The 19,264-nt window shown below is 46.4% G+C and carries 17 protein-coding genes and 6 tRNA genes; 10 read left to right on the top strand and 13 right to left on the bottom strand.

Annotated elements, in window-relative coordinates; translation table 11 throughout:
* Nucleotides 1-4: 4 nt before the first annotated feature.
* The gene (dusA, locus tag HQN79_RS06215; RefSeq protein WP_173285081.1) at nt 5-1,093 is read right to left on the bottom strand and encodes a tRNA dihydrouridine(20/20a) synthase DusA; all 1,089 of its coding nucleotides are present in this window, start codon (nt 1,091-1,093) and stop codon (nt 5-7) included.
* A 295-nt stretch (nt 1,094-1,388) separates the two neighbouring features.
* Between dusA and HQN79_RS06210 the strand changes: the two genes are divergently transcribed.
* A complete protein-coding gene (locus HQN79_RS06210) occupies nt 1,389-4,058 on the top strand; it encodes a diguanylate cyclase (protein ID WP_173285080.1) in 2,670 nt (889 codons plus the stop codon).
* Between the two features lie 108 nt (nt 4,059-4,166).
* Here HQN79_RS06210 and HQN79_RS06205 read toward each other — a convergent pair whose 3' ends face one another.
* Nucleotides 4,167-4,394 carry a DUF6447 family protein gene (locus HQN79_RS06205; RefSeq protein WP_173285079.1) on the bottom strand — a complete coding sequence of 76 codons (228 nt, stop codon included), beginning with the start codon at nt 4,392-4,394 and terminating at the stop codon, nt 4,167-4,169.
* 268 nt (nt 4,395-4,662) lie between these two features.
* On the opposite strand from HQN79_RS06205, the gene HQN79_RS06200 reads away from it, so the two are divergent.
* Complete coding sequence (locus tag HQN79_RS06200) at nt 4,663-6,819, top strand: RelA/SpoT family protein (RefSeq protein WP_173285078.1); 2,157 nt, start codon at nt 4,663-4,665, stop codon at nt 6,817-6,819.
* 124 nt (nt 6,820-6,943) lie between these two features.
* Here HQN79_RS06200 and HQN79_RS06195 read toward each other — a convergent pair.
* From HQN79_RS06195 to gltX, 7 genes are all read right to left on the bottom strand, one after another.
* Nucleotides 6,944-7,019, bottom strand: a tRNA-Glu gene (locus tag HQN79_RS06195).
* A 211-nt stretch (nt 7,020-7,230) separates the two neighbouring features.
* Nucleotides 7,231-7,306, bottom strand: a tRNA-Gly gene (locus HQN79_RS06190).
* 1 nt (nt 7,307) lies between these two features.
* Nucleotides 7,308-7,383, bottom strand: a tRNA-Glu gene (locus tag HQN79_RS06185).
* A 219-nt stretch (nt 7,384-7,602) separates the two neighbouring features.
* Nucleotides 7,603-7,678: transfer RNA gene (locus tag HQN79_RS06180), tRNA-Gly, on the bottom strand.
* A gap of 1 nt (nt 7,679) precedes the next feature.
* Nucleotides 7,680-7,755, bottom strand: a tRNA-Glu gene (locus HQN79_RS06175).
* Nucleotides 7,756-7,796: 41 nt separating this feature from the next.
* Nucleotides 7,797-7,872: transfer RNA gene (locus tag HQN79_RS06170), tRNA-Ala, on the bottom strand.
* A 242-nt stretch (nt 7,873-8,114) separates the two neighbouring features.
* Nucleotides 8,115-9,527 (bottom strand): glutamate--tRNA ligase, encoded by a 1,413-nt coding sequence (gltX, locus tag HQN79_RS06165; RefSeq protein ID WP_173285077.1) that lies wholly within the window; start codon nt 9,525-9,527, stop codon nt 8,115-8,117.
* 248 nt (nt 9,528-9,775) lie between these two features.
* Between gltX and HQN79_RS06160 the strand changes: the two genes are divergently transcribed.
* The 4 genes from HQN79_RS06160 (at nt 9,776) to HQN79_RS06145 (ending at nt 13,777) form a co-directional block, all read left to right on the top strand.
* Entirely contained in the window at nt 9,776-10,783 is a 1,008-nt protein-coding gene (locus HQN79_RS06160; RefSeq protein ID WP_173285076.1) for an SLAC1 anion channel family protein, read from the top strand.
* A gap of 146 nt (nt 10,784-10,929) precedes the next feature.
* Nucleotides 10,930-12,858 carry a M61 family metallopeptidase gene (locus HQN79_RS06155; RefSeq protein ID WP_238843324.1) on the top strand — a complete coding sequence of 643 codons (1,929 nt, stop codon included), beginning with the start codon at nt 10,930-10,932 and terminating at the stop codon, nt 12,856-12,858.
* Nucleotides 12,851-13,096, top strand: coding sequence for a SlyX family protein (locus HQN79_RS06150; protein ID WP_173285075.1), 246 nt, complete (start codon nt 12,851-12,853; stop codon nt 13,094-13,096). The genes HQN79_RS06155 and HQN79_RS06150 overlap by 8 nt, the downstream gene beginning before the upstream one ends.
* 69 nt (nt 13,097-13,165) lie before the next feature.
* Nucleotides 13,166-13,777, top strand: coding sequence for a hypothetical protein (locus tag HQN79_RS06145; protein WP_173285074.1), 612 nt, complete (start codon nt 13,166-13,168; stop codon nt 13,775-13,777).
* 102 nt (nt 13,778-13,879) lie between these two features.
* Here HQN79_RS06145 and rluB read toward each other — a convergent pair whose 3' ends face one another.
* The 4 genes from rluB to HQN79_RS06125 all read right to left on the bottom strand — a co-directional run bounded on the left by rluB (nt 13,880) and on the right by HQN79_RS06125 (nt 17,068).
* The gene (rluB, locus tag HQN79_RS06140) at nt 13,880-14,815 is read right to left on the bottom strand and encodes a 23S rRNA pseudouridine(2605) synthase RluB (protein WP_173285073.1); all 936 of its coding nucleotides are present in this window, start codon (nt 14,813-14,815) and stop codon (nt 13,880-13,882) included.
* Nucleotides 14,816-14,875: 60 nt separating this feature from the next.
* On the bottom strand, nt 14,876-15,529 hold the full coding sequence (locus HQN79_RS06135; RefSeq protein ID WP_173285072.1) for a site-2 protease family protein: 654 nt from the start codon (nt 15,527-15,529) through the stop codon (nt 14,876-14,878).
* Nucleotides 15,529-16,158, bottom strand: a complete 630-nt coding sequence (locus HQN79_RS06130; RefSeq protein ID WP_173286998.1) for an L-threonylcarbamoyladenylate synthase — start codon at nt 16,156-16,158, stop codon at nt 15,529-15,531. Before HQN79_RS06130 ends, HQN79_RS06135 begins: the two co-directional genes overlap by 1 nt.
* Before the next feature lie 70 nt (nt 16,159-16,228).
* Entirely contained in the window at nt 16,229-17,068 is an 840-nt protein-coding gene (locus HQN79_RS06125) for a PHP domain-containing protein (RefSeq protein WP_173285071.1), read from the bottom strand.
* A 169-nt stretch (nt 17,069-17,237) separates the two neighbouring features.
* On the opposite strand from HQN79_RS06125, the gene HQN79_RS06120 reads away from it, so the two are divergent.
* The 4 genes from HQN79_RS06120 to HQN79_RS06105 are packed head-to-tail and all read left to right on the top strand — an operon-like array spanning nt 17,238 to nt 19,229.
* Nucleotides 17,238-17,858: a septation protein A gene (locus tag HQN79_RS06120; RefSeq protein ID WP_173285070.1), complete on the top strand. Its 621-nt coding sequence runs from the start codon at nt 17,238-17,240 to the stop codon at nt 17,856-17,858.
* Between the two features lie 22 nt (nt 17,859-17,880).
* Nucleotides 17,881-18,201, top strand: a complete 321-nt coding sequence (locus tag HQN79_RS06115) for a YciI family protein (protein ID WP_173285069.1) — start codon at nt 17,881-17,883, stop codon at nt 18,199-18,201.
* A 50-nt stretch (nt 18,202-18,251) separates the two neighbouring features.
* Complete coding sequence (gene lexA, locus HQN79_RS06110) at nt 18,252-18,704, top strand: transcriptional repressor LexA (protein WP_173285068.1); 453 nt, start codon at nt 18,252-18,254, stop codon at nt 18,702-18,704.
* A gap of 12 nt (nt 18,705-18,716) precedes the next feature.
* Nucleotides 18,717-19,229 (top strand): asparaginase domain-containing protein, encoded by a 513-nt coding sequence (locus HQN79_RS06105; RefSeq protein ID WP_173285067.1) that lies wholly within the window; start codon nt 18,717-18,719, stop codon nt 19,227-19,229.
* Nucleotides 19,230-19,264 lie beyond the last annotated feature (35 nt).

Genomic DNA, 19,264 nt, shown 5'->3' with positions numbered 1-19,264 from the left:
CCTGCTATTGGCTCTGAGTATTTTCTTTTTGCGCCAGTTGTTCTGCCATTCGTTCGATCTCATCTTCCACAATTCGCAAGGCTTCTTGCAGCGTCTCTAGGCCGGCTTCTGCTTTAAAGGCATTCTGACTTAAATAACGTCGCCACATACGCCCGCCCGGTAAACCATGGAAAAGACCGAGCATATGACGGGTCACTTGAATCAGTTTACCGCCTTGCTGAAGATGATTTTCGATATAGTCATACATCTGCTCCACAACTTGTTTACGCGTCAACAGTCTTTCGTCCGAACCGTATAGCAGTTGATCGGCTTCAGCAAGTAGATACGGTTGTTCATAAGCGCTTCTTCCGATCATAAAACCGTCCAATGCAGGAAGGTCATGGTAATTATCAAGATGCTGCATGCCGGATTGCAGTGTTTTGATTCCGCCGTTTATGGCGATTGGAAGATCTTGATAGACGTTTTTAACTTGGTGTACCAGATCATAATTCAATGGTGGTATCTCTCGGTTTTCCTTTGGAGAGATTCCTTGAAGCCAGGCTTTGCGGGCATGAATGATAACGCCGTCGGTATTGACTTCATTCAGTGCCTCGACAAATTGGAAAACGCTTTCTTCTTCGTTTTGTTCATCGATTCCGAGACGGCACTTGACGGTGACCGGAAGCTGCGTTGCGCTTTTCATCGTATCAACCGCCTCAGCAACAATGTTCGGGTGCGCCATCAGGCAGGCACCAATCATATTGTTTTGAACCCGGTCACTCGGACAGCCGACATTTAAGTTAACTTCACTATAGCCCCACTCTTCGGCAATAGCCGCGCATTGCGCCAATTCAGTCGGATTGCTTCCACCGAGCTGAAGTACCACTGGCGCATCGTTTTTATCCTGCCCGAGAAAACGCGGCAGGTTATTGCCATAAATAATTGCGCCAGTCGTTACCATTTCGCTGTAAAGCCAGGTTCTTTTGCTTAATTTACGGTGAAAGTGACGACAGTGCCGATCTGTCCAATCAAGCATCGGGGCAACAGAAAAGTGTTGTGCACTATTCTCTTTATTAGATTTGGCATTTGTAGGTGTTAAAAGTGAAGTTGGCATGAATCATTCAAGTTCTGGTTGTCGAATGGCGCTTATTTTACTGTTTTTCAAACCGGGCTGCAGAAGTACAATCCAGATATGATTCGCATCTGCCGCTTGATGGATTTCGAGTACCTGGAACGAAGGCCTGTCGCAAAGGATTTACTGTTCTGCGATCAATTTAGAGCATTTTTGTTGATTGTAGGCAATAATTAAAGTCGGAAAGTCGCTATGCTGATAGTAATTAGATTGGATGTTATTTATGACGGGATGTACAGGTTTCGCAAGATCGATATTTTTAACAGGGCTCTTTAGTGTGCTGTCACTACTGGCTTTGCAAGTGCAGGCCGTGCAGAGTTCCACAGACCCAGTTGACCACAAGCAGCTGACATCCATTAAAGTACAGCTTAACTGGCATCACCAATTTCAATTCGCGGGGTTCTATGCCGCTATTCAACAGGGTTACTATCATCAATTCGGGTTGGATGTTGAATTACTTCCTTGGCGTCCGGGAATTTCTACAGCGCAGCAGGTTGAAAATGGCGATGCGGATTTCGGTATCAGTGTCAGTTCGGTATTGATTGATATCGCCAAAGGCAAAGACCTGAAAATGGTGATGACGTCATTCCAGTATTCTCCGTTGATTTTGTTGTCGCATTTCCCTTTGACTGATTTAAAACAGTTTGCCGGTAAAACGGTTATGCATAACGGCGGGATACAGGTCAAAAGCCTGCTCGCCAACAGTACCCTTCCAGAATCCCAAATGCCTAAAGAGGTTTATTCTTCCGGTAATTTGCAGGATTTCATTGACGGCAAAGTGGATTTTTATGGCGCTTATGTTTCCAATGAACCTTTTATTCTACGAAATATGCGCGTTCCGTTTTATACAGTTGATCCTAAGCGTTACGGTATCCAGAGTTATTCCGGTCTGGTCTTTACCAGTTCGACTCTGGCCAGAACGCAGCCAGACCTGGTTGAAAGTTTTCGTAAAGCGACCATTAAAGGCTGGGAATTCGCGATCACGCATCCACAGGAAGTCATAAACTACCTGATGCAGCACTACCCGGTAGATAAATCACAAACTGATCTGTTGAACGAAGCCAAAACTCTTAAGGAATTTGTTCAGGTCGGGAGTACTCCGATTGGTCATCTTGATCAGTTAAAAATCCTTGCGATTTTATCGGATGCACTCAATCTCGGAGTTATCAATCAAAGTGAATATCAGAAAATTAATAATTCCAATATTATCTTTGATAAAAACACACAAGTGTTTACTTATGAAGAGCAGCAATATTTAAAAAATAAACGCACTTTAGTTGTCAGCGATACCCTGGATTACCCGCCTTTTCATATGGTCAATGCTCAAGGCGAAAGCGAGGGTTTGGTTACCGATTACATGCGAGCGATCAAGCGCATGCTTGGAGTGGAGATTATTACCGCGTCATCACTCCCTCCTGGCAGCGATCACCCTATTGATCTTATCCCGGCAATTTCAGAAACGCCTGTCCTGAAATCTAAGTATTTATTTACCAAACCCTATCTTAGCTTCCCATTGGTATTAGTTGGCAGAGGCGGTGATAACAGCGGATTTATTCAGGATTTTACGGCACTCGGCGGTTACAGTGTTGCTGTGCTCAAAGACAGTTTTCCTCAGGAATATCTGACATTTCACTATCCGAATATCAATCTTGTGCTGGTAGAGTCTTTAAAAGAGGGGTTGCGCAAAGTGCAGTATGGCGAAGCGATCGCTCTGGCGGATAATCTGGTCGCGATTAACTATGCAGTACAGACCGAAGGCTATACCAATTTTCAGATTATCGGTCAGTCCGAGCATAAATACCCCTTTTCCATGGCAATCAACAGAGATGAAGCGCTTCTTTTTTCCATTATTCAGAAAGCTTTGCAGTATATCCAGGACGGTAACCGTCAAATCGGTTACCAGAAATGGTTGAAAGTTCCGGAAGTGCGAATCTTTAATTACCAGTTGTTAATGCAGTTAATTTTGCCGTTGCTGCTTGTCATTATTCTACTGACCACCCTGCTGGTTTCTTATCATCGTAAACAGCGCTACCTGAAGGAAATCTACGAACTCTCTTATGCGTCTCTTATTGATGCCAGTAGTATGAAAATTATCTGGAGCAGTAAGGCTTACGGGAAACTCAGCGGTTATACAACGGAAGAACTTACAGGCATGCCTTATCTTAAATTAGCGAGCCAGAAAGTGACCTCTGATGTTATTCAGTCTATTTACCATCAGGTTCTTGATCTCGGTAAATCGTGGAGCGGCGAAGTGCCCGCGGTGAAGAAAAACGGGGAAGAATACTGGGTCGAACTGACATTGATACCCAATAAGAATTTGTTGGGTAAAGTGACTTCCGTTCTTGCGACACGCATTGATATAAGCGACCGCAAGAAAATCGAGGCGATCTCGATTACAGATGAATTAACCGGCCTTTACAATCGCCGTTATTTTCAGAAGAAACTGGTCAGCGAAATCCAGCGTGCGAAGCGTGAAAAACAATCAGTAACTTTTATTATGCTGGATATCGATTTCTTCAAGAAAATTAATGATGACTACGGCCATCAGGTTGGCGACGAAGTGCTGATTGAGGTATCGACGTCCATCCATGCCTATTTCAATCGTGCCAATGACTTCGTTTTCCGTGTCGGCGGAGAGGAGTTTTTCATTATCAGCTATTTTGACAATCTTCGCGCTTTGAAAGTGCATTTGAATAACCTTCAGGAATCCATTCGCAAGCAACGAATTGAAAACCGCAATGCACCGCTCGGCTTTTTGACGCTATCCATGGGGGTGCTGTACTGTGATTCGAATTGCATTCCGGCGCCCGAGAAAGTCAGTAAAAGAACAGATGATCTTTTATATGAATCCAAAGAAAATGGACGAGACCGAATTTCGATTGAACTGATTACGGAAAAAGATGCGGAAAGCTGTGTTAAGCAGAGAGTTCCGTCGCAAGTAGATTGAGCGACGCATTATTAAGTTTAAATTTAGAGGTGTCTACCATGCCGCAATCCGGCATGGCTTGATCAATAACGATAAGTTATGTTCGTAAGATGCTGATTGTTGTAACGCTTATAATGGAATACCGTCGCTTTCAATGCCGGCATCGTCATTTTTCTTGTCCATCAACTCAAGCAGTTTCTCACCGTATGCATTGCGTGCGGTCTGAAGAATGGAAATCTGAGCGTTGTAATCCATGATCTTTGCTTCGCAGACCTGGATTGCCTGATAGTGTCCTTTTGCTTCTTCGGACATATTATCCGTGTCGAACTCTTTTCCGCCTAAAGTGAACTTCGCCATTAATTCATCTCCTGTTAATAGAATTTACTCAGTAGCGCTATCTTAACTCTGAAATTTTGAATGTCAAAACTTAACATTTCTCAGAAGTTATTAAGTCCCCTACTCTGCACATAAATAGCTCTCTTCCGAGAGGAATTTTTTCTAATTCATGCAAAAAATTGCCTTAATCATAAAGTATTCTTATAGTAGAGGGCATGATTGCGTTTCATTTTAAGTTAAAATACCCAAAATTTTATTTCAGAGTCCCTAGTTCATAGATTTCAATTTCATGAATACGTTGCCAGAAATCATTCAAGCTATTTTCCCCGATTTAAACGAGCCGGATAAATATTCCGGAGAAGATCGGCATAAGATCGAACAAGCTTGTACCCTTGCCCTTGAAGCTTTAAGCCTGCCGGAAAAGACTGTTGTTCGCAGTGTTGATGTTGCTCAGATTCTGGCTGATCTTAAAATTGATATGGACACCCTGATTGCAACGCTGATCAGTGACGGGAACCTGGAAGGCATTTACAGTATCGAGTCGATTACCGAAAAATTCGGTGAAAAGATCAGTCATCTTGTCGAAGGTATCCGCAAACTAAATCGTTTCCAGGAGTTTCAGGTAGAGCGCAGTTCGGACAATGTTCAGAACGAGCGTCTGCGCCAGATGCTATTAGCGATGACGGTCGATATCCGGATTATGATCGTTAAGCTCGCCTACCGCGTTGCCCGCCTGCGTCATCTTAAATACGAGGATGAAGAGGTTCGACGTCAGATCGCTCTGGAAACCGAATTGATCTTCTCCCCGCTGGCGAATCGCCTGGGGATCGCGCAGCTCAAGTGGGAACTTGAAGACCTCTCCTTCCGCTTTACGCATCCCAAAGAATATAAGGAAATTGCCCTTGGTCTGAAATCAAAGCGTACTGAGCGGGAAGAATATATTCAGCGGGTGATTCAGACCCTGCATGAGCTTTTGGCCAAACAGAATATCAAAGCGAAGATTACCGGACGTCCAAAGCATATTTACAGCATCTGGAAAAAGATGATGCGTAAAAATATTCCGATTGACGAATTGTACGACCTTCGTGCGGTGCGGATTTATGTCGACAGTATTCAGACCTGTTATGAAGCGCTCGGGGCCATCCATAGCCACTGGAACTACGTTAAACAGGAATTCGACGACTATATCGCCACACCGAAAGAAAACGGTTATCAATCGATCCATACGGTTGTCATCGGTCCGGAAAACAATACGGTGGAAATTCAGATCCGTACGTTTGCCATGCATCATCATGCAGAATACGGTGTGGCCGCTCACTGGCGCTATAAAGAAGGCGGTCAAGGGTTCGATCATAATCTTGAGCGCAGTATCTCGAACGTTCGTCAGATGCTTGAAACCTCAGATGATCCGGATATTTTCAAAGAAATCAGTACCGAACTTCAGAGCCAGCACATCTATGTGATGACGCCGAATAACGAGATTGTCACCTTGCGCCAAGGCGCGACGCCACTCGATTTTGCGTACAACATTCATACCGAGCTGGGACATCGTTGTCGTGGCGCGAAAATCAACGGTCGAATTCAACCGTTGAGTTACAGTTTGAAAACCGGTGATCGGGTTGAAATTCTGACCATTAAAAACGGTCAGCCAAGCCGCAACTGGCTGAATCCGAACTTGGGTTATCTAACCAGCAGCAGCGCGCGCAATAAGGTGAAAAGCTGGTTCAACAAACAGAATCGTGCGGAAAACATCAAATCCGGTGAAGCGCTTTATCACAGAGAAGTCAGACGTCTGCACGCTGAACATATCCCTCTGGAAAAACTGGTTGAACGATTCAAAGCCGATTCGGAAGAAGCGTTCTATGAAGATTTAGGTAAAGGTCGTATTAATGAACGTCAACTGACCAGCGCCCTGCAGACACTTAACAAGCCTGTTGCCAAAGAAGCACGTCAGGGGCATGAATATGTGCCTGAGCATCCGGAAGAAGCGGAACGCGCCTTTGTTATCGGTGCGACCAATCTGCAAACCTATCTGGCCCCCTGCTGTCATCCGCATCGAGGCGATGATATCGTCGGTTATGTTACCCGCGGTAGAGGCGTGACCATTCATAAGAGTGACTGTGCCAATATTCTGCATTTGAGCCACGAAGAATTGCGCCGCCTGATCGAGGTTACTTGGGACAAGTCGATTGCCGAAAATCCGAGCTATACGGCCGAACTTTCGATTCTGGCGTTTGACCGTCGCGGGCTTTTGCGCGATATCATGACGCAGTTGACCTTAATGGATATTAACCTGATAGCATCCAATACCTATACCGATAAAGATGACCGTACGGTTAATATGAAGCTGACGTTGGAATTGAATGCGACCATGCAGTTGGGCGACCTTCTGGACCGCATTGAAATGATCCAGAACGTTGAATCCGCCTCAATACGTACCGTTTGATCAGATCGTGTAAGGCAGTAGCTAAATAGAGCCGGCAATTAATATTGACCGGCTTTTTTATTTATCTTTTTACGGGCAATAAAAAAGCCCGCTGAAATCAAACATTCCAGCGGGCTTTTGAATATGGCGTCCCGTAGGGGAGTCGAACCCCTGTTACAGCCGTGAAAGGGCCGTGTCCTAGGCCTCTAGACGAACGGGACTTTTTTAGCTTTTCTACTGTTATTTTTCCTAATCTTTTTGTCAGTTTTCGCTCGAGTACCCTTTTGTACACTCGCGAAACCTTTCGCAATCTTAGAAAAAATTCCTAACAGAAAATTCTAAAAAAGCATCTCAAATGAGATTGCTTGTAGTGCCTGCTTGCGCAGGACTTTAAATTGGATGATTTGAAATCATCTTTTCATCCAATAAAATTGGAGCGGGAAACGAGGTTCGAACTCGCGACCTCAACCTTGGCAAGGTTGCGCTCTACCAGCTGAGCTATTCCCGCGTGGCGTCCCGTAGGGGAGTCGAACCCCTGTTACAGCCGTGAAAGGGCCGTGTCCTAGGCCTCTAGACGAACGGGACTTTTTTAGATTTTTAGCTGTTATTTTTCTTAATGTCTTTGTCTGCTTTCAGTCACCTACCCATCTGCAGGCCCTTCAAGCTTCCTCGAACTAAAGAAAAATCTCTAGCTAAAATTTCTTAAAAAGCTCTCAAATTAATGAGATCAATTTTTAAATTGCTTATATTTCAATAAGCGCCCTACTGAAACTCTATTGGACTGAGTATCAATATGACTAAATTTGGAGCGGGAAACGAGGTTCGAACTCGCGACCTCAACCTTGGCAAGGTTGCGCTCTACCAGCTGAGCTATTCCCGCGTGGCGTCCCGTAGGGGAGTCGAACCCCTGTTACAGCCGTGAAAGGGCCGTGTCCTAGGCCTCTAGACGAACGGGACGCATTGTAATGCGTTGCCTTTTTCAAGGACTTTACAGATATTGGTGGAGCTAAGCGGGATCGAACCGCTGACCTCAACACTGCCAGTGTTGCGCTCTCCCAGCTGAGCTATAGCCCCCCTGATCTGATGGAGGCGTATTATAAAGACTTCCCTTGTGGGGTCAAGCTTAAAATGCAAAAAAATCGTATTTTTTTAGCGCTTTTTAACCGCCTGTCTCCATTACGCTTTTGTACTAATCATAAGTCATTGATTTTTCGATTTCTGCGCCTGTATACGAATGCACAAAAATAAAAAAACCGCCTGCATAGCGGCGGTTCCTAGAGGGATTACACGGCAATCAATAGCCGTTAAGATCGGAATTATTGATTGGCAACGCGCTCGGCAATAAAGTCCAAAGCCATCTGAATGCGTGTCAAACAACGTTCTTTTCCGATTAGTTCGGCCGTGGCGTCAATCGCCGGTGACTGCCCTCCTCCGGTAATCGCTACACGCAAAGGCATGCCAACTTTGCCCATACCGACTTCGAGCTCTTCTGCGGTTGCATTGATTTGTTCATGGATCGCGTGTGCTTCCCAAGTATCCAGAGATGATAGTTTTTCCAGCAACTTCTGCAACGGTTCTTCCGCTACACCGCGCAAATGTTTTTTGGCCGCACCGGCTTCGAACTCCGTGAAGTCATTGTAGAAATAAGTTGCCGATTGAGCCATCTCTATCAGGGTTTTGGCGCGGTCGCGCAGAAGGTCTGCAACCATTGCCAGCGAAGGCCCCTGAGTCAAATCACAGCCTTCTTGAGTCATAAACGGAGCCAGGTGTCTAGCCAAGTGTTCGGCATCCGCCTGTTTGATATGTTGCTCATTAATCCAAGTCAGCTTAACGGTGTCGAAGCTTGATGGGGAACCGTTTACGCTGTCGAAGTCGAAAAGATTGATCATCTCGTCAATCGTAAAGACTTCCTGATCACCGTGCGACCATCCAAGGCGTACAAGATAGTTCAGCAGCGCTTCCGGCAGGAACCCTTGTTCTTTATACTGCAGAACACTGACCGCGCCGTGACGTTTTGACAAACGAGCACCATCTTCGCCCAGTACCATAGGAATGTGCGCAAATTTTGGAATCGATGCCCCCATCGCCTGATAAAGATTAATCTGTCGCGGCGTATTATTCAGGTGGTCATCGCCACGAATAACGTGCGTGACGCCCATATCCCAATCGTCGACAACAACCGTCAGGTTGTATGTTGGCGTGCCGTCGGAACGAGCAATGATCAAATCATCCAACTCTTTATTGTTAATCACAACCTGGCCTTTGACCATATCATCAATAACAACTTCGCCGTCAACCGGGTTTTTAAAACGGATTACCGGATCAATTCCTTCTGGTGGCGTGCCGTCGAAATCGCGGTAACGGCCATCGTAGCGAGGTTTTTCGCCGCGGGCTTTCTGCTCTTCGCGCATCTGCTCAAGTTCTTCTGGCGTTGCATAGCAGTAATAAGCCAACCCTTTGCTGAACAGGTCGTCGATCACTTCTTTATAGCGTTCGAAACGGTGCGTCTGGTAAATCGGCCCCTGATCGTAATCCAGACCAAGCCAGCTCATGCCCTCCAGAATCGCATTGACGGACTCTTCCGTAGAGCGCTCAAGATCGGTATCCTCGATACGCAGAATAAATTCTCCGCCGAAGCGTTTGGCATATAGCCAAGAATAGAGCGCGGTTCTGACGCCGCCGATATGTAAATAACCTGTTGGACTTGGTGCAAAGCGTGTACGAATCACTTAAAGACTCCACAATGATTTAATTTTAGAAATAAAGCGCACATTATACTCTTACTCGTCAAACCTGTGGCAATTGACTCTCGTCAGATATGGAATTTCCTTCTGTTTTTCATAAGGTATTTAAGTGACTGTACCAGAGGTTATGATTATGATGTGTGGTGCAGGCGATCACAGTCGAGAAAATCGGCCGTATTTCATTTTGCATTCTATTTGCAGTTAATTTTATAAGTTTTAATTCTGAGGTGGTTATGTCATCAGAGCAAAAGTCTCGTTTAGCCTATTTCCCGATTAATCTTTTCGGCGCCGTCATGGGATTCAGTGGTTTGACACTGGGCCTTCTGGAAGCATCCAAGCTCAACTGGCTATCTTCCAATGCCTTTGTTATCAGTGCACTGGTAACCAGCGCACTATTTATTTTGATCAGCTTTTTGTACCTGATCAAAATTCTGCGTTTTCCGGAGGAGGTAAAACATGACTTAGACCACCCGGTTGCGATTAACTTCTTCCCCGCTTTCAGTATCAGCCTGCTTCTGATCAGTTTGATTATCGGTGAAATTTCCCACACGGTGGCATCCATTATGTGGCATGTCGGGAGTGTATTGCATCTGGTACTGACGCTGATTATCTTAAGCAACTGGATGCATCATGAAAAATGGATGATTACCCATGTCAGCCCGGCATGGTTTATACCGGTTGTCGGAAACATCCTGATTCCGTTGGGTGCGGTACGCTTCTCCTCGCCCGAAATCGGCTGGTTCTTTTTCAGTATCGGGCTTTTGTTCTGGTTGGTTCTATTCACAATCGTTCTCTATCGACTGTTCTTCCACCCGCCCATGCTGAAACTTCTGGAGCCGACCCTGTTTATCCTGATTGCACCGCCTGCCGTCGGCTTCTTGGCGTACCTGATTCTGAATGACGGGCAGATGGATAACTTCGCGCGAATCCTTTTTTACAGCGCCCTCTTTATGACCTTATTGTTGCTGACCCAGTTGCCACGCTTTATAAAGATTCCTTTTGCGCTTTCATGGTGGGCATACAGCTTCCCTCTCGCAGCGATTGCCTTGGCCAGCTTCAAAATGTTTGAACACAGCGGACTAACTTTTTTTGCTGTCTGCGCCGGCGCGCTGTTAGCTGCCCTCTTGCTGCTGGTTGTGCTTCTGAGCTTTAAAACCGCGGTAGCGGTGCGTAACGGAAAGTTGTGCCAGCCACACCCGAAAATGGCTCAGCCACCGACAGCCGCCCTTTCAGAAAAATAAAATAATGCCGACAGTTATTACTGGCAACAGGGGGGAATCAAACTTAATTTTGCGTTAACCCGCGCTTTTTAAGTTTGTTAGAATCCCCTTGCAAAACCCGCAGAACATAAAATTTATAAGATTAAATAGAAATTCGGAAACCTAGCATGAGTCAATTTAGCTCCCCACAGCTGCAGCAGATTAATCAATCCTACATGGCGGAGATGAAACTCCCGGAACTGGCTAAGCCTATAACCAAAGAAGAACCTTGTGCCCGTCATTACACGATCACCCCTTTTGATCCAAACGGTCACCTGTTTACTGTGGAGTTTCGCATTGCTTTTCCGGCACCGAAACAGCGTTTAAGTCTTCCTAACTGGATTCCAGGAAGCTATCTGATTCGCGATTTTTCCAAACATTTAATTGATTTGCAGGCATATGACGATGCCCAGACCCCTTTGACGGTTACGCCGGTTGATAAATCAACCTGGGAAGTCGACAGCTCGGGTAACGCATTTACCATTAAATACCAAGTCTATGCCTGGGATCTGTCTGTACGCGGCGCTCATTTCGATGACACTCATGCTTTCTTCAATGGTACATCGGTCTTTTTGGAAGCCGAAGGACAGCGTGATTTCCCATGTGTGATGAGTTTGAAAAAATCACCGGTTTGCGTCAAAAATGCCTGGAAGGTTGCAACCGGGATGCCGTCTCTGGAAGTCGATCACCACGGTTTCGGGCATTACCATGCTGAAAATTATCTGGCGCTGATCGACTATCCGGTTGAAATCGGCAGCTATGTGGAGATCGATTTCCGTGCCTGTGGCGTGCCGCATAAGATGGTCTTAACCGGTGTTTTCAATTGCGATTTAGAACGCCTCAAGTCAGATCTGACGACTATCTGCGAATATGAAATTCGCCTGTTTGGTGAAGCTGCCCCTTTTGACAACTATCTGTTTCAGGTAATGGTTACCGGCAGCGACTACGGCGGTCTTGAGCATCGCAACTCAACTGCCTTGATCTGCAGTCGCAATGATCTGCCGTATGAAGGCATGCAAAAACCAACCGAAGGCTATCTGCAATTTCTTGAACTGTGCAGCCACGAATATTTTCACAGTTGGAATGTAAAACGCATAATGCCCAAGGCATATCAGAACCCGGATTTGAGTCAGCCGATCTATTCGCGCCAGCTTTGGTGGTTTGAAGGCGTTACCTCCTATTACGATGCGTTGATATTGCAGCGTTGCGGTCTGATTGACGAACAGACCTATCTCGATCAGCTGGGGAAACAGCTGACCCGTGTGTACCGTATGCCGGGCCGTTTTAAACAGTCGGTTGCCGATTCGAGCTTTTTTGCATGGACAAAATTTTATCAGCAGGATGAAAACGCTCCGAATGCGATTATCAGCTACTACACCAAAGGCAGCCTGGTTGCATTGGCTCTTGATCTTTTGATCCGCGAGAAGACGCAAGGGAAGAAAAGCTTGGATACGGTTCTATTGCATCTGTGGCAGCACTTCGGCAGTAAAGGAATCGGGCTTGAGGAATTTGAAATCGAACGCATCTGTTCGGAAGTCAGCGGTATCGATCTGAAGGATTTCTTTACTCAGCTTCTGGATCAGACGGAAGACTACGATCTCGCCACCCTGTTCAGCCATTTTGGTGTGAATTTCACCCTGCGCAATATGAACTCGCTTGCTGATACCGGAGGACAAGGAAATACTCAGGAACAGTTGGCAGTCGATTTTGGCGCGAACCTGGAAGAAACAGCCAACCAGACACTGGCAGTGAGACATGTCTGGCAGGAGCGAACCGCACAGCTTGCCGGACTCTCTTCCGGGGATGAAATTATTGCGATAAATGACTTGAGAGTAACGTCGAAGTCGCAGCTGGAAAGCCTTCTTAAACGTGCACAGATAGGTGATAAATGGACATGCAGCTATTTCCGTCGTGATGAATTGCGTCAATGTAGACTGGTTTTAACTGCATCGACAACCGATCGGGTAGAGCTTTCCTTTAAGGAGCCAAGAATGCCTCAGAACGAGGGGGCTGTATGGCTGGAAAACCCTTCGAATGGTGTTAACAACGATGTGTAATCAGAATAGTGAAAAGACAGCCTCCGATGCACAGCTTGTGCAGCGAATCGAAACCTTGGAAATTGCCATCAGTCATCACGAACAGATGCATGTTGAAATGGAAAAAACGCTGGCGGATCAGTATACGAAAATTCAGATGCTGGAAAAAAAGCTGGGGTTATTGAAAGACTACATTCAATCGTTGAATGAACAAGTCATAAAACGCCCGGAAGAAGAAATTCCACCACCGCACTATTAATATGCTTAAAAACCTCTTAAAACAGAGGTTATACTAGTTTTATTCAATCTAAACCAATAAAAGCGTTCTATGAAAAAAATTCTTGCACTATTGATTTTGGGCGGCCTGTGGTTTCATTTTTACCATATCGGTAAGGCTGATTCCTATGGTCCCGGAGTCTTCGCCGCATCGGCGCCTTATCAATATGAAACCAGCATGGATCAGTTCCGTATGGATGATTTTATCTTTCATCCGCTTGCGGATTTTGAAGTCGAAGCTCGAGTGCTGGATGCATCGATTTCCTACCTGGATCGCAAGGGGTGGCTGGCACCGATGCAGCTGGTAATTGGTTGGGGGAAAATGTCCGATGAAAGTGTTTATCAAAATGTCGACATTTCTATTTTCAATCACCAGTACAAATGGGATATTGACAGCCCGGATGTGATCAGTGATGACCAGGTCATGACCAGTACCGCCAGCGTACACCTTATTCCGGCCAGCAAAGACGTGCGCAAGAAAATGTTGGACATTAAAATCGGCGATATCGTTTCATTACGCGGAACTTTGGTCAATATTAAACGCACGACGGGCTGGGAATGGAAAACTTCGATTAAACGTAATGACAAAGGCGAGCACGCCGGCGAAATTCTGTATGTTAAAGACGTGAATATTATCGTTCCTGGTAGCCGGGTGATTTACTGACAGGTTTCAGGCTCGAATATATACTGCATACAAAAAAGGCGGTCATCTAATTGACCGCCTTTTTTCTTTCGAAAACTAAATATTTATCTGCTGTTAAGCGGATTACTTACCGTTTTTAAATGCTCGGCCACTTCCGCCATTCATGCGATTTGATTTACGCGCACCTTTACCGGTATAGCGGCCAACCATGGTTCGCTCCGATTTTCTGGCATCTCTTTTGGCCAAACCGGCTTTATCGATGCGGTTGTTTACCCGCAGATCAGGACGACCTTCTTCAGCAAGCTCAACGGAACGTAGCAGCTGATTAACCTGTTTCCAGGTCAACTCTTCAGTTTTGCCTTTTTTCAAATTTCGCGGTAAAGAGAAATCGCCGTAACGTATTCGGTGCAGTCGGTTAACCTGCAAGCCGACTGCTTCCCAAAGACGACGGACTTCACGGTTGCGCCCTTCTTTAATGATGACACGATACCAACGGTTTAAAGAGTCTTCTTCGGAAGGTAAAGCGATGACGCGGTCGAATTTCGCCGGTCCGTCTTCAAGTTGTACACCTTTGGTTAACTGCTTGACGATCTCTTCACTGACTTCGCCGAAAACACGGACCATATACTCGCGTTCGATCTGGTAGGACGGGTGCATCAGACGATTAGCCAATTCTCCGTTGTTGGTCAGAATCAACAGACCGCTGGTATTAAGATCCAGACGGCCGATACTGATCCAACGTCCCTGATGCAAACGCGGCAGGTGACGGAAAATCGTATCACGCCCTTTTTCGTCCTTGCGAGTACAGACCAGTCCTTCCGGTTTGTTATACAGAATGACTTTAGTGGCGGCTGGGGCGAGTTGAGACGTTTTGAGCAGTTGATCACGAACCTTGATCTTGTCTTCCTGACTGGCTCGGTCACCGAGTTTGGCGACACGGTTGTTGACCTTGACCAGGCCCTGCTCGATCAGAGTCTCGACAGAACGTCGCGATCCAAAACCGGCGCGTGCAAGTATTTTCTGCAGTTTTTCCGTCTGTGGCTGATTGGGTTGTTTCATGGACTGTACTTGAACCTTAAAATTACGGTGAGCGGATTATGGAGCCATATTATACGCCTTTCACAGTCCGTACAGCTGATAAATCAGGTTCTGTAGGAAACCGTAAGGCCCCATGATTAAAGGACCCAGAAAACCAAGCAACAGAAGTCCGATCAAGATAAAGAAACCGTAAGGTTCCAGGCGATTGAACTGCCAGGCGAGTTTCGGCGATAAAAATGCGCTTAGAATTCGGCTACCGTCCAGTGGTGGAATTGGTAGTAAATTCAGCACCATCAAAACCAGGTTGATACTGATCCCGGCGGTTCCGGTGTACACAAGAAAGCGTCCTATATCCGGCGCACTGAACTGGGTAAGTGTGCCTATTTTGATGACCAGAGCCCAGCCAAGAGCCATTAAAAGGTTGGCGGTCGGGCCGGCCAGTGCGACCCAAGCCATATCCCCTCGTGGGTTTTTGAAGTTACGCGCCGTAACCGGCACGGCTTTGGCCCAGCCGAAAATAAATCCACCAAGCATCAGGAGCACGATCGGTAACAGCACCGTTCCGATTGGATCGATGTGTTTAATCGGGTTGAGAGTCACCCTGCCGAGCATCAGCGCGGTAGGATCTCCGAGCTTATTGGCCATCCAGCCATGAGCCGCTTCATGCAGGGTAATTGCAAACAGTACCGGCAAGGCCCAGACGGCGATCAGTTGAACGGTATTGAGTTCATTCATTATTCATCACCAAAAAACTCACCCTGCCCCTGTCTGACCAAAACCGGCTCCTCGTCGGTAAAGTCGATAATGGTGGTCGGTTCGAAACCGCTGAAACCGCCATCCAAAACAGCGTCCAGTGCATGGTTAAGCGTTTCATAGATACTCCAGCCATCAGTCATCGGATGCTCGTCACCCGGGAGAATCAGTGAGGCGCTCAATAAGGGTTTATCGAAATAACTCAAGAGCATATTGGTCACGATATTTGGCGTAATCCGCAGCCCGATGGTTTTTCGTTTCGGAGACTGCAGGCGTTTCGGTACTTCACGGCTCGCCGGCAAGATAAAAGTATAAGGGCCGGGAAGATGTTTTTTCAGATAACGGTATTGGGTGTTCCCGACCTTGGCGTATTCGGAAAGATTACTGAGGTCTTTACAGACAAGAGTTAATTCGTGTTTTTCGGAGAGCTGACGGATTCTGCGAATACGATCGGCACCTTTTTTATTGTCCAGTAAGCAGCCTAAAGCATAACCGGATTCCGTCGGATAGGCGATGACACCGTCATGATTGAGAATATCCACCGCCTGCTGCAGCATTCTCGGTTGTGGGTTATCCGGGTGAACGTTAATGTATTGACAGTCGCTCAAAATACTTCCTTTAGATACTTTTTAATCAATATATGGGTAGATTATAAATCCCTGCTTCCGGGAAGTCTCTATATCAACGGCTAAATTGCTCCCACACCGGAATACAGCCTTCGGGTAAAGGCGCGAGCCAACCCAGACCTCGCCAGTGGTGTTTGGGCGAGTGGAAATCCGAACCCATGGATGCATATAGACCGAAACGACGAGCACGCTCAGCCATACCGATCATATCTGCACTTGGCCGTGGCGCATTCACTACTTCAATTGCCTTGCCGCCGGCCGTAATGAAATCCTCAATTAACCGGTTGAGCTTAGAGCTGGTAAATTTATAAATTTTGGGATGGGCGATTACCGCGATACCGCCGGCTTCGGTAATCCACTGAACGACTTCGGCTAGCGCCGGCCATTGCGCTTTGACATAGCCGATCCGGCCGCGTTTTAAATAACGTTCAAACGCTTGGGCATTATCTTTTACCAGCCCAAGTTCAACCATCGCCTGAGCAAAATGGCCGCGACCGATTACCCCTTCACCAACCAGACTGGAAACCCTCTCGGGCAATTTTTGCAGATGGGCATTGGGTTTTGCCGTCAGCTTGTCGAACATATTTTGCGCCCGGAGGATTCTGGCTTCTCTAATTGACGCCAAGCCTTGCTGTAAAACGCGGTTTTCAACATCGAAATCGAGGCCGACAATATGAATGGTATGACCGCCCCATTCGCAGGAAATTTCCACCCCGCTGATCAGGTCGATGTCAAAATTTTGCGCCAGTCCGAGCGCCTGCTGATAACCGGCGGTGGTGTCGTGATCGGTAATGGCCAATGTGCGTACTTCATGCTCACGAGCCAAATCCAATAATGCCTCCGGTGTCAGGGTTCCGTCGGATGCAGTGGTATGGCAGTGAAAATCAACTTTCAAAATAGGGAACCTCGATAGATGGCTTTTAATCCGGTGCAAAGGCCGTTAGAATCAGTATTTTATTATTCGCTGTTATTATAAACATTAACAAAACATTTATCTTACCGCTCTGTTCGGCTGTAGTGTCGTGACACCGGTTTGACTTTGGGCTTATATCGGTTCCTATCTTATGAAATTCCTATTTGATTTTTTCCCAGTTATCCTCTTTTTTATCGCCTATAAGATGTACGACATCTATACCGCTACCGCTGTGATTATCGTCGCATCCTTAGCTCAGATCAGCTACGCCTACATGAAACACAAGCGTGTTGAAAAAATGCATGTCATTACGTTTGCCCTGATACTGGTTCTTGGTGGATTAACCTTATTTTTGCAGGATGAAGCCTTTATCAAATGGAAACCGACTATTGTTAACTGGGGCTTTGCACTGGCGTTTTTGGGGAGCCACTATATCGGTCAAAAACCGATTATCGAACGTATGATGTCCGGCGCTATTCACCTTCCAGATCAAATCTGGATACGTCTGAGCTGGATGTGGATCGCCTTCTTTATCCTTTCCGGTATCACCAATCTATATGTCGCCTATCAATACGACACCGATACCTGGGTCAATTTCAAACTTTTTGGATTGATGGGAATGACTTTCGTGTTTATTATTATCCAGGGACTTTATATTAGCCGTTATATGGAAGAATCCGATTCTCCGGCTGAAGCCCAAGCTCTGAACGACGGCGTTGATCAGGACGAAATCGTAAAAAGTAAAGCAGATTCAAATCGCAAAGAGTTTTAACCACTGTCATTAAGGGGCACAAATGCTATATTCAATCGTTGGCTATGACGTCGAGAACAGTTTAGAACTGCGCGCTCAGGTGCGCCATGAGCACGTTGCGCGTTTAAAAGTACTGGAAGAGAGCGGTCATCTGGTTATTGCCGGTCCAAATCCTGCCATAGACAGTAATGAACCCGGTGCTGCAGGCATGACCGGCAGCATCATCATCGCCAAATTCAAGTCGCTTGATGATGCCAAGGAATGGGCTGCCGAAGACCCTTATTTGAAGACCGGTGTCTATCGTAAAGTGGAAGTTAAGCCTTTTAAGCAAGTTCTTCCCGCTCCGGAAGAAGAGCAAGACTGAAACCTTGATTCCTTTGACATAAAATTCTCTTAGCCAAACAGGAAACCGATATGAGCGTAAGTTATCTGATACCGAACAGCAAGCTTCACCTTCATCCTAACGATCCGGTCGAATTGCTCGACGACGAGATTGTGGAAATTCCCCTTCTGGGCTGGACTTCAGCCGGCGAGCCGATTCAGATGGAGTTGGATTACGACACTGTTGCGGTACCGAAGTCCATGGTACGCAAAGAAACGTTCGCTTTGCGTGTCAAAGGAAGCTCAATGATCGAAGAAAACATCCATGACGGTGATATTGTCATTGTCGAACGTAAGGCAACCGCGGAAAACGGTGAGTCGGTCGTGGTTCGTATCAATGGTGAAGAAGTCACCATGAAAAAACTTTATATCGATAAAGACGGTGTTCGCCTGCAACCGGCCAATGCAGAAATGCAGCCAATTTTTCTGAAAAACCAGGATATTGAAATTCTTGGTATCGTCCGCGGCATCCTGAAACAGGCTTAAGAGACCTCGTTAATGAGTAAGATTCAAATCATTGCTACCGGAGGAACGCTGGATAAAGAGTACGACTCTCTTACCGGCGAACTCAATTTCCCGCAGACGCATCTGCCACAGATATTCGCACAGGCGCTGGTAACGGCACCGGTCGAAATCAGCCCGCTTATGGCGTTGGATAGTCTGCAAATGAATGACTCCGACCGGCAAATGATTGCAAAAGCCTGTATTGAAACCAACGCGCATCAGATCGTGGTCACTCATGGTACCGACACGATGGTCGAAACCGGAAAAATGCTCATCACACTGGGCGAATCAAGTGAGTTCGATAAACTTCGCGGAAAAACAATCGTTTTAACCGGAGCCATGCGCCCTTTCGCTCTCGGCAATTCTGATGCCGCTTTTAATCTTGGCGCAGCTTTGATGGCCGCACAAACCGCACCACCAGGTGTTTATATCTGTATGAACGGTTTACTGCATTCTGCAGACCGGGTTCAGAAGAACCGCCAACTCGGTGTTTTTGAAGCCCAATAACTTCCTGCATTAATAGACGAACTCATTTGAGTTAA

This window comes from Thiomicrorhabdus xiamenensis, assembly GCF_013282625.1.
In the GTDB taxonomy this organism is placed as follows: domain Bacteria; phylum Pseudomonadota; class Gammaproteobacteria; order Thiomicrospirales; family Thiomicrospiraceae; genus Thiomicrorhabdus; species Thiomicrorhabdus xiamenensis.
The sequence above is the reverse complement of the archived record's forward strand: the minus strand, read 5'-3'. Positions and strand labels throughout refer to the sequence as shown.

Coding starts and splice junctions, on each gene's coding strand:
- HQN79_RS06205 (WP_173285079.1), bottom strand. CDS start 4,394: ATGGCGAAGTTCACTTTAGGCGGAAAAGAGTTCGACACGGATAATATG.
- HQN79_RS06155 (WP_238843324.1), top strand. CDS start 10,930: ATGAGTCAATTTAGCTCCCCACAGCTGCAGCAGATTAATCAATCCTAC.
- rluB (WP_173285073.1), bottom strand. CDS start 14,815: ATGAAACAACCCAATCAGCCACAGACGGAAAAACTGCAGAAAATACTT.
- HQN79_RS06160 (WP_173285076.1), top strand. CDS start 9,776: ATGTCATCAGAGCAAAAGTCTCGTTTAGCCTATTTCCCGATTAATCTT.
- HQN79_RS06120 (WP_173285070.1), top strand. CDS start 17,238: ATGAAATTCCTATTTGATTTTTTCCCAGTTATCCTCTTTTTTATCGCC.
- lexA (WP_173285068.1), top strand. CDS start 18,252: ATGAGCGTAAGTTATCTGATACCGAACAGCAAGCTTCACCTTCATCCT.
- HQN79_RS06200 (WP_173285078.1), top strand. CDS start 4,663: ATGAATACGTTGCCAGAAATCATTCAAGCTATTTTCCCCGATTTAAAC.
- HQN79_RS06105 (WP_173285067.1), top strand. CDS start 18,717: ATGAGTAAGATTCAAATCATTGCTACCGGAGGAACGCTGGATAAAGAG.
- HQN79_RS06150 (WP_173285075.1), top strand. CDS start 12,851: ATGTGTAATCAGAATAGTGAAAAGACAGCCTCCGATGCACAGCTTGTG.
- HQN79_RS06135 (WP_173285072.1), bottom strand. CDS start 15,529: ATGAATGAACTCAATACCGTTCAACTGATCGCCGTCTGGGCCTTGCCG.
- HQN79_RS06145 (WP_173285074.1), top strand. CDS start 13,166: ATGAAAAAAATTCTTGCACTATTGATTTTGGGCGGCCTGTGGTTTCAT.
- dusA (WP_173285081.1), bottom strand. CDS start 1,093: ATGCCAACTTCACTTTTAACACCTACAAATGCCAAATCTAATAAAGAG.
- HQN79_RS06115 (WP_173285069.1), top strand. CDS start 17,881: ATGCTATATTCAATCGTTGGCTATGACGTCGAGAACAGTTTAGAACTG.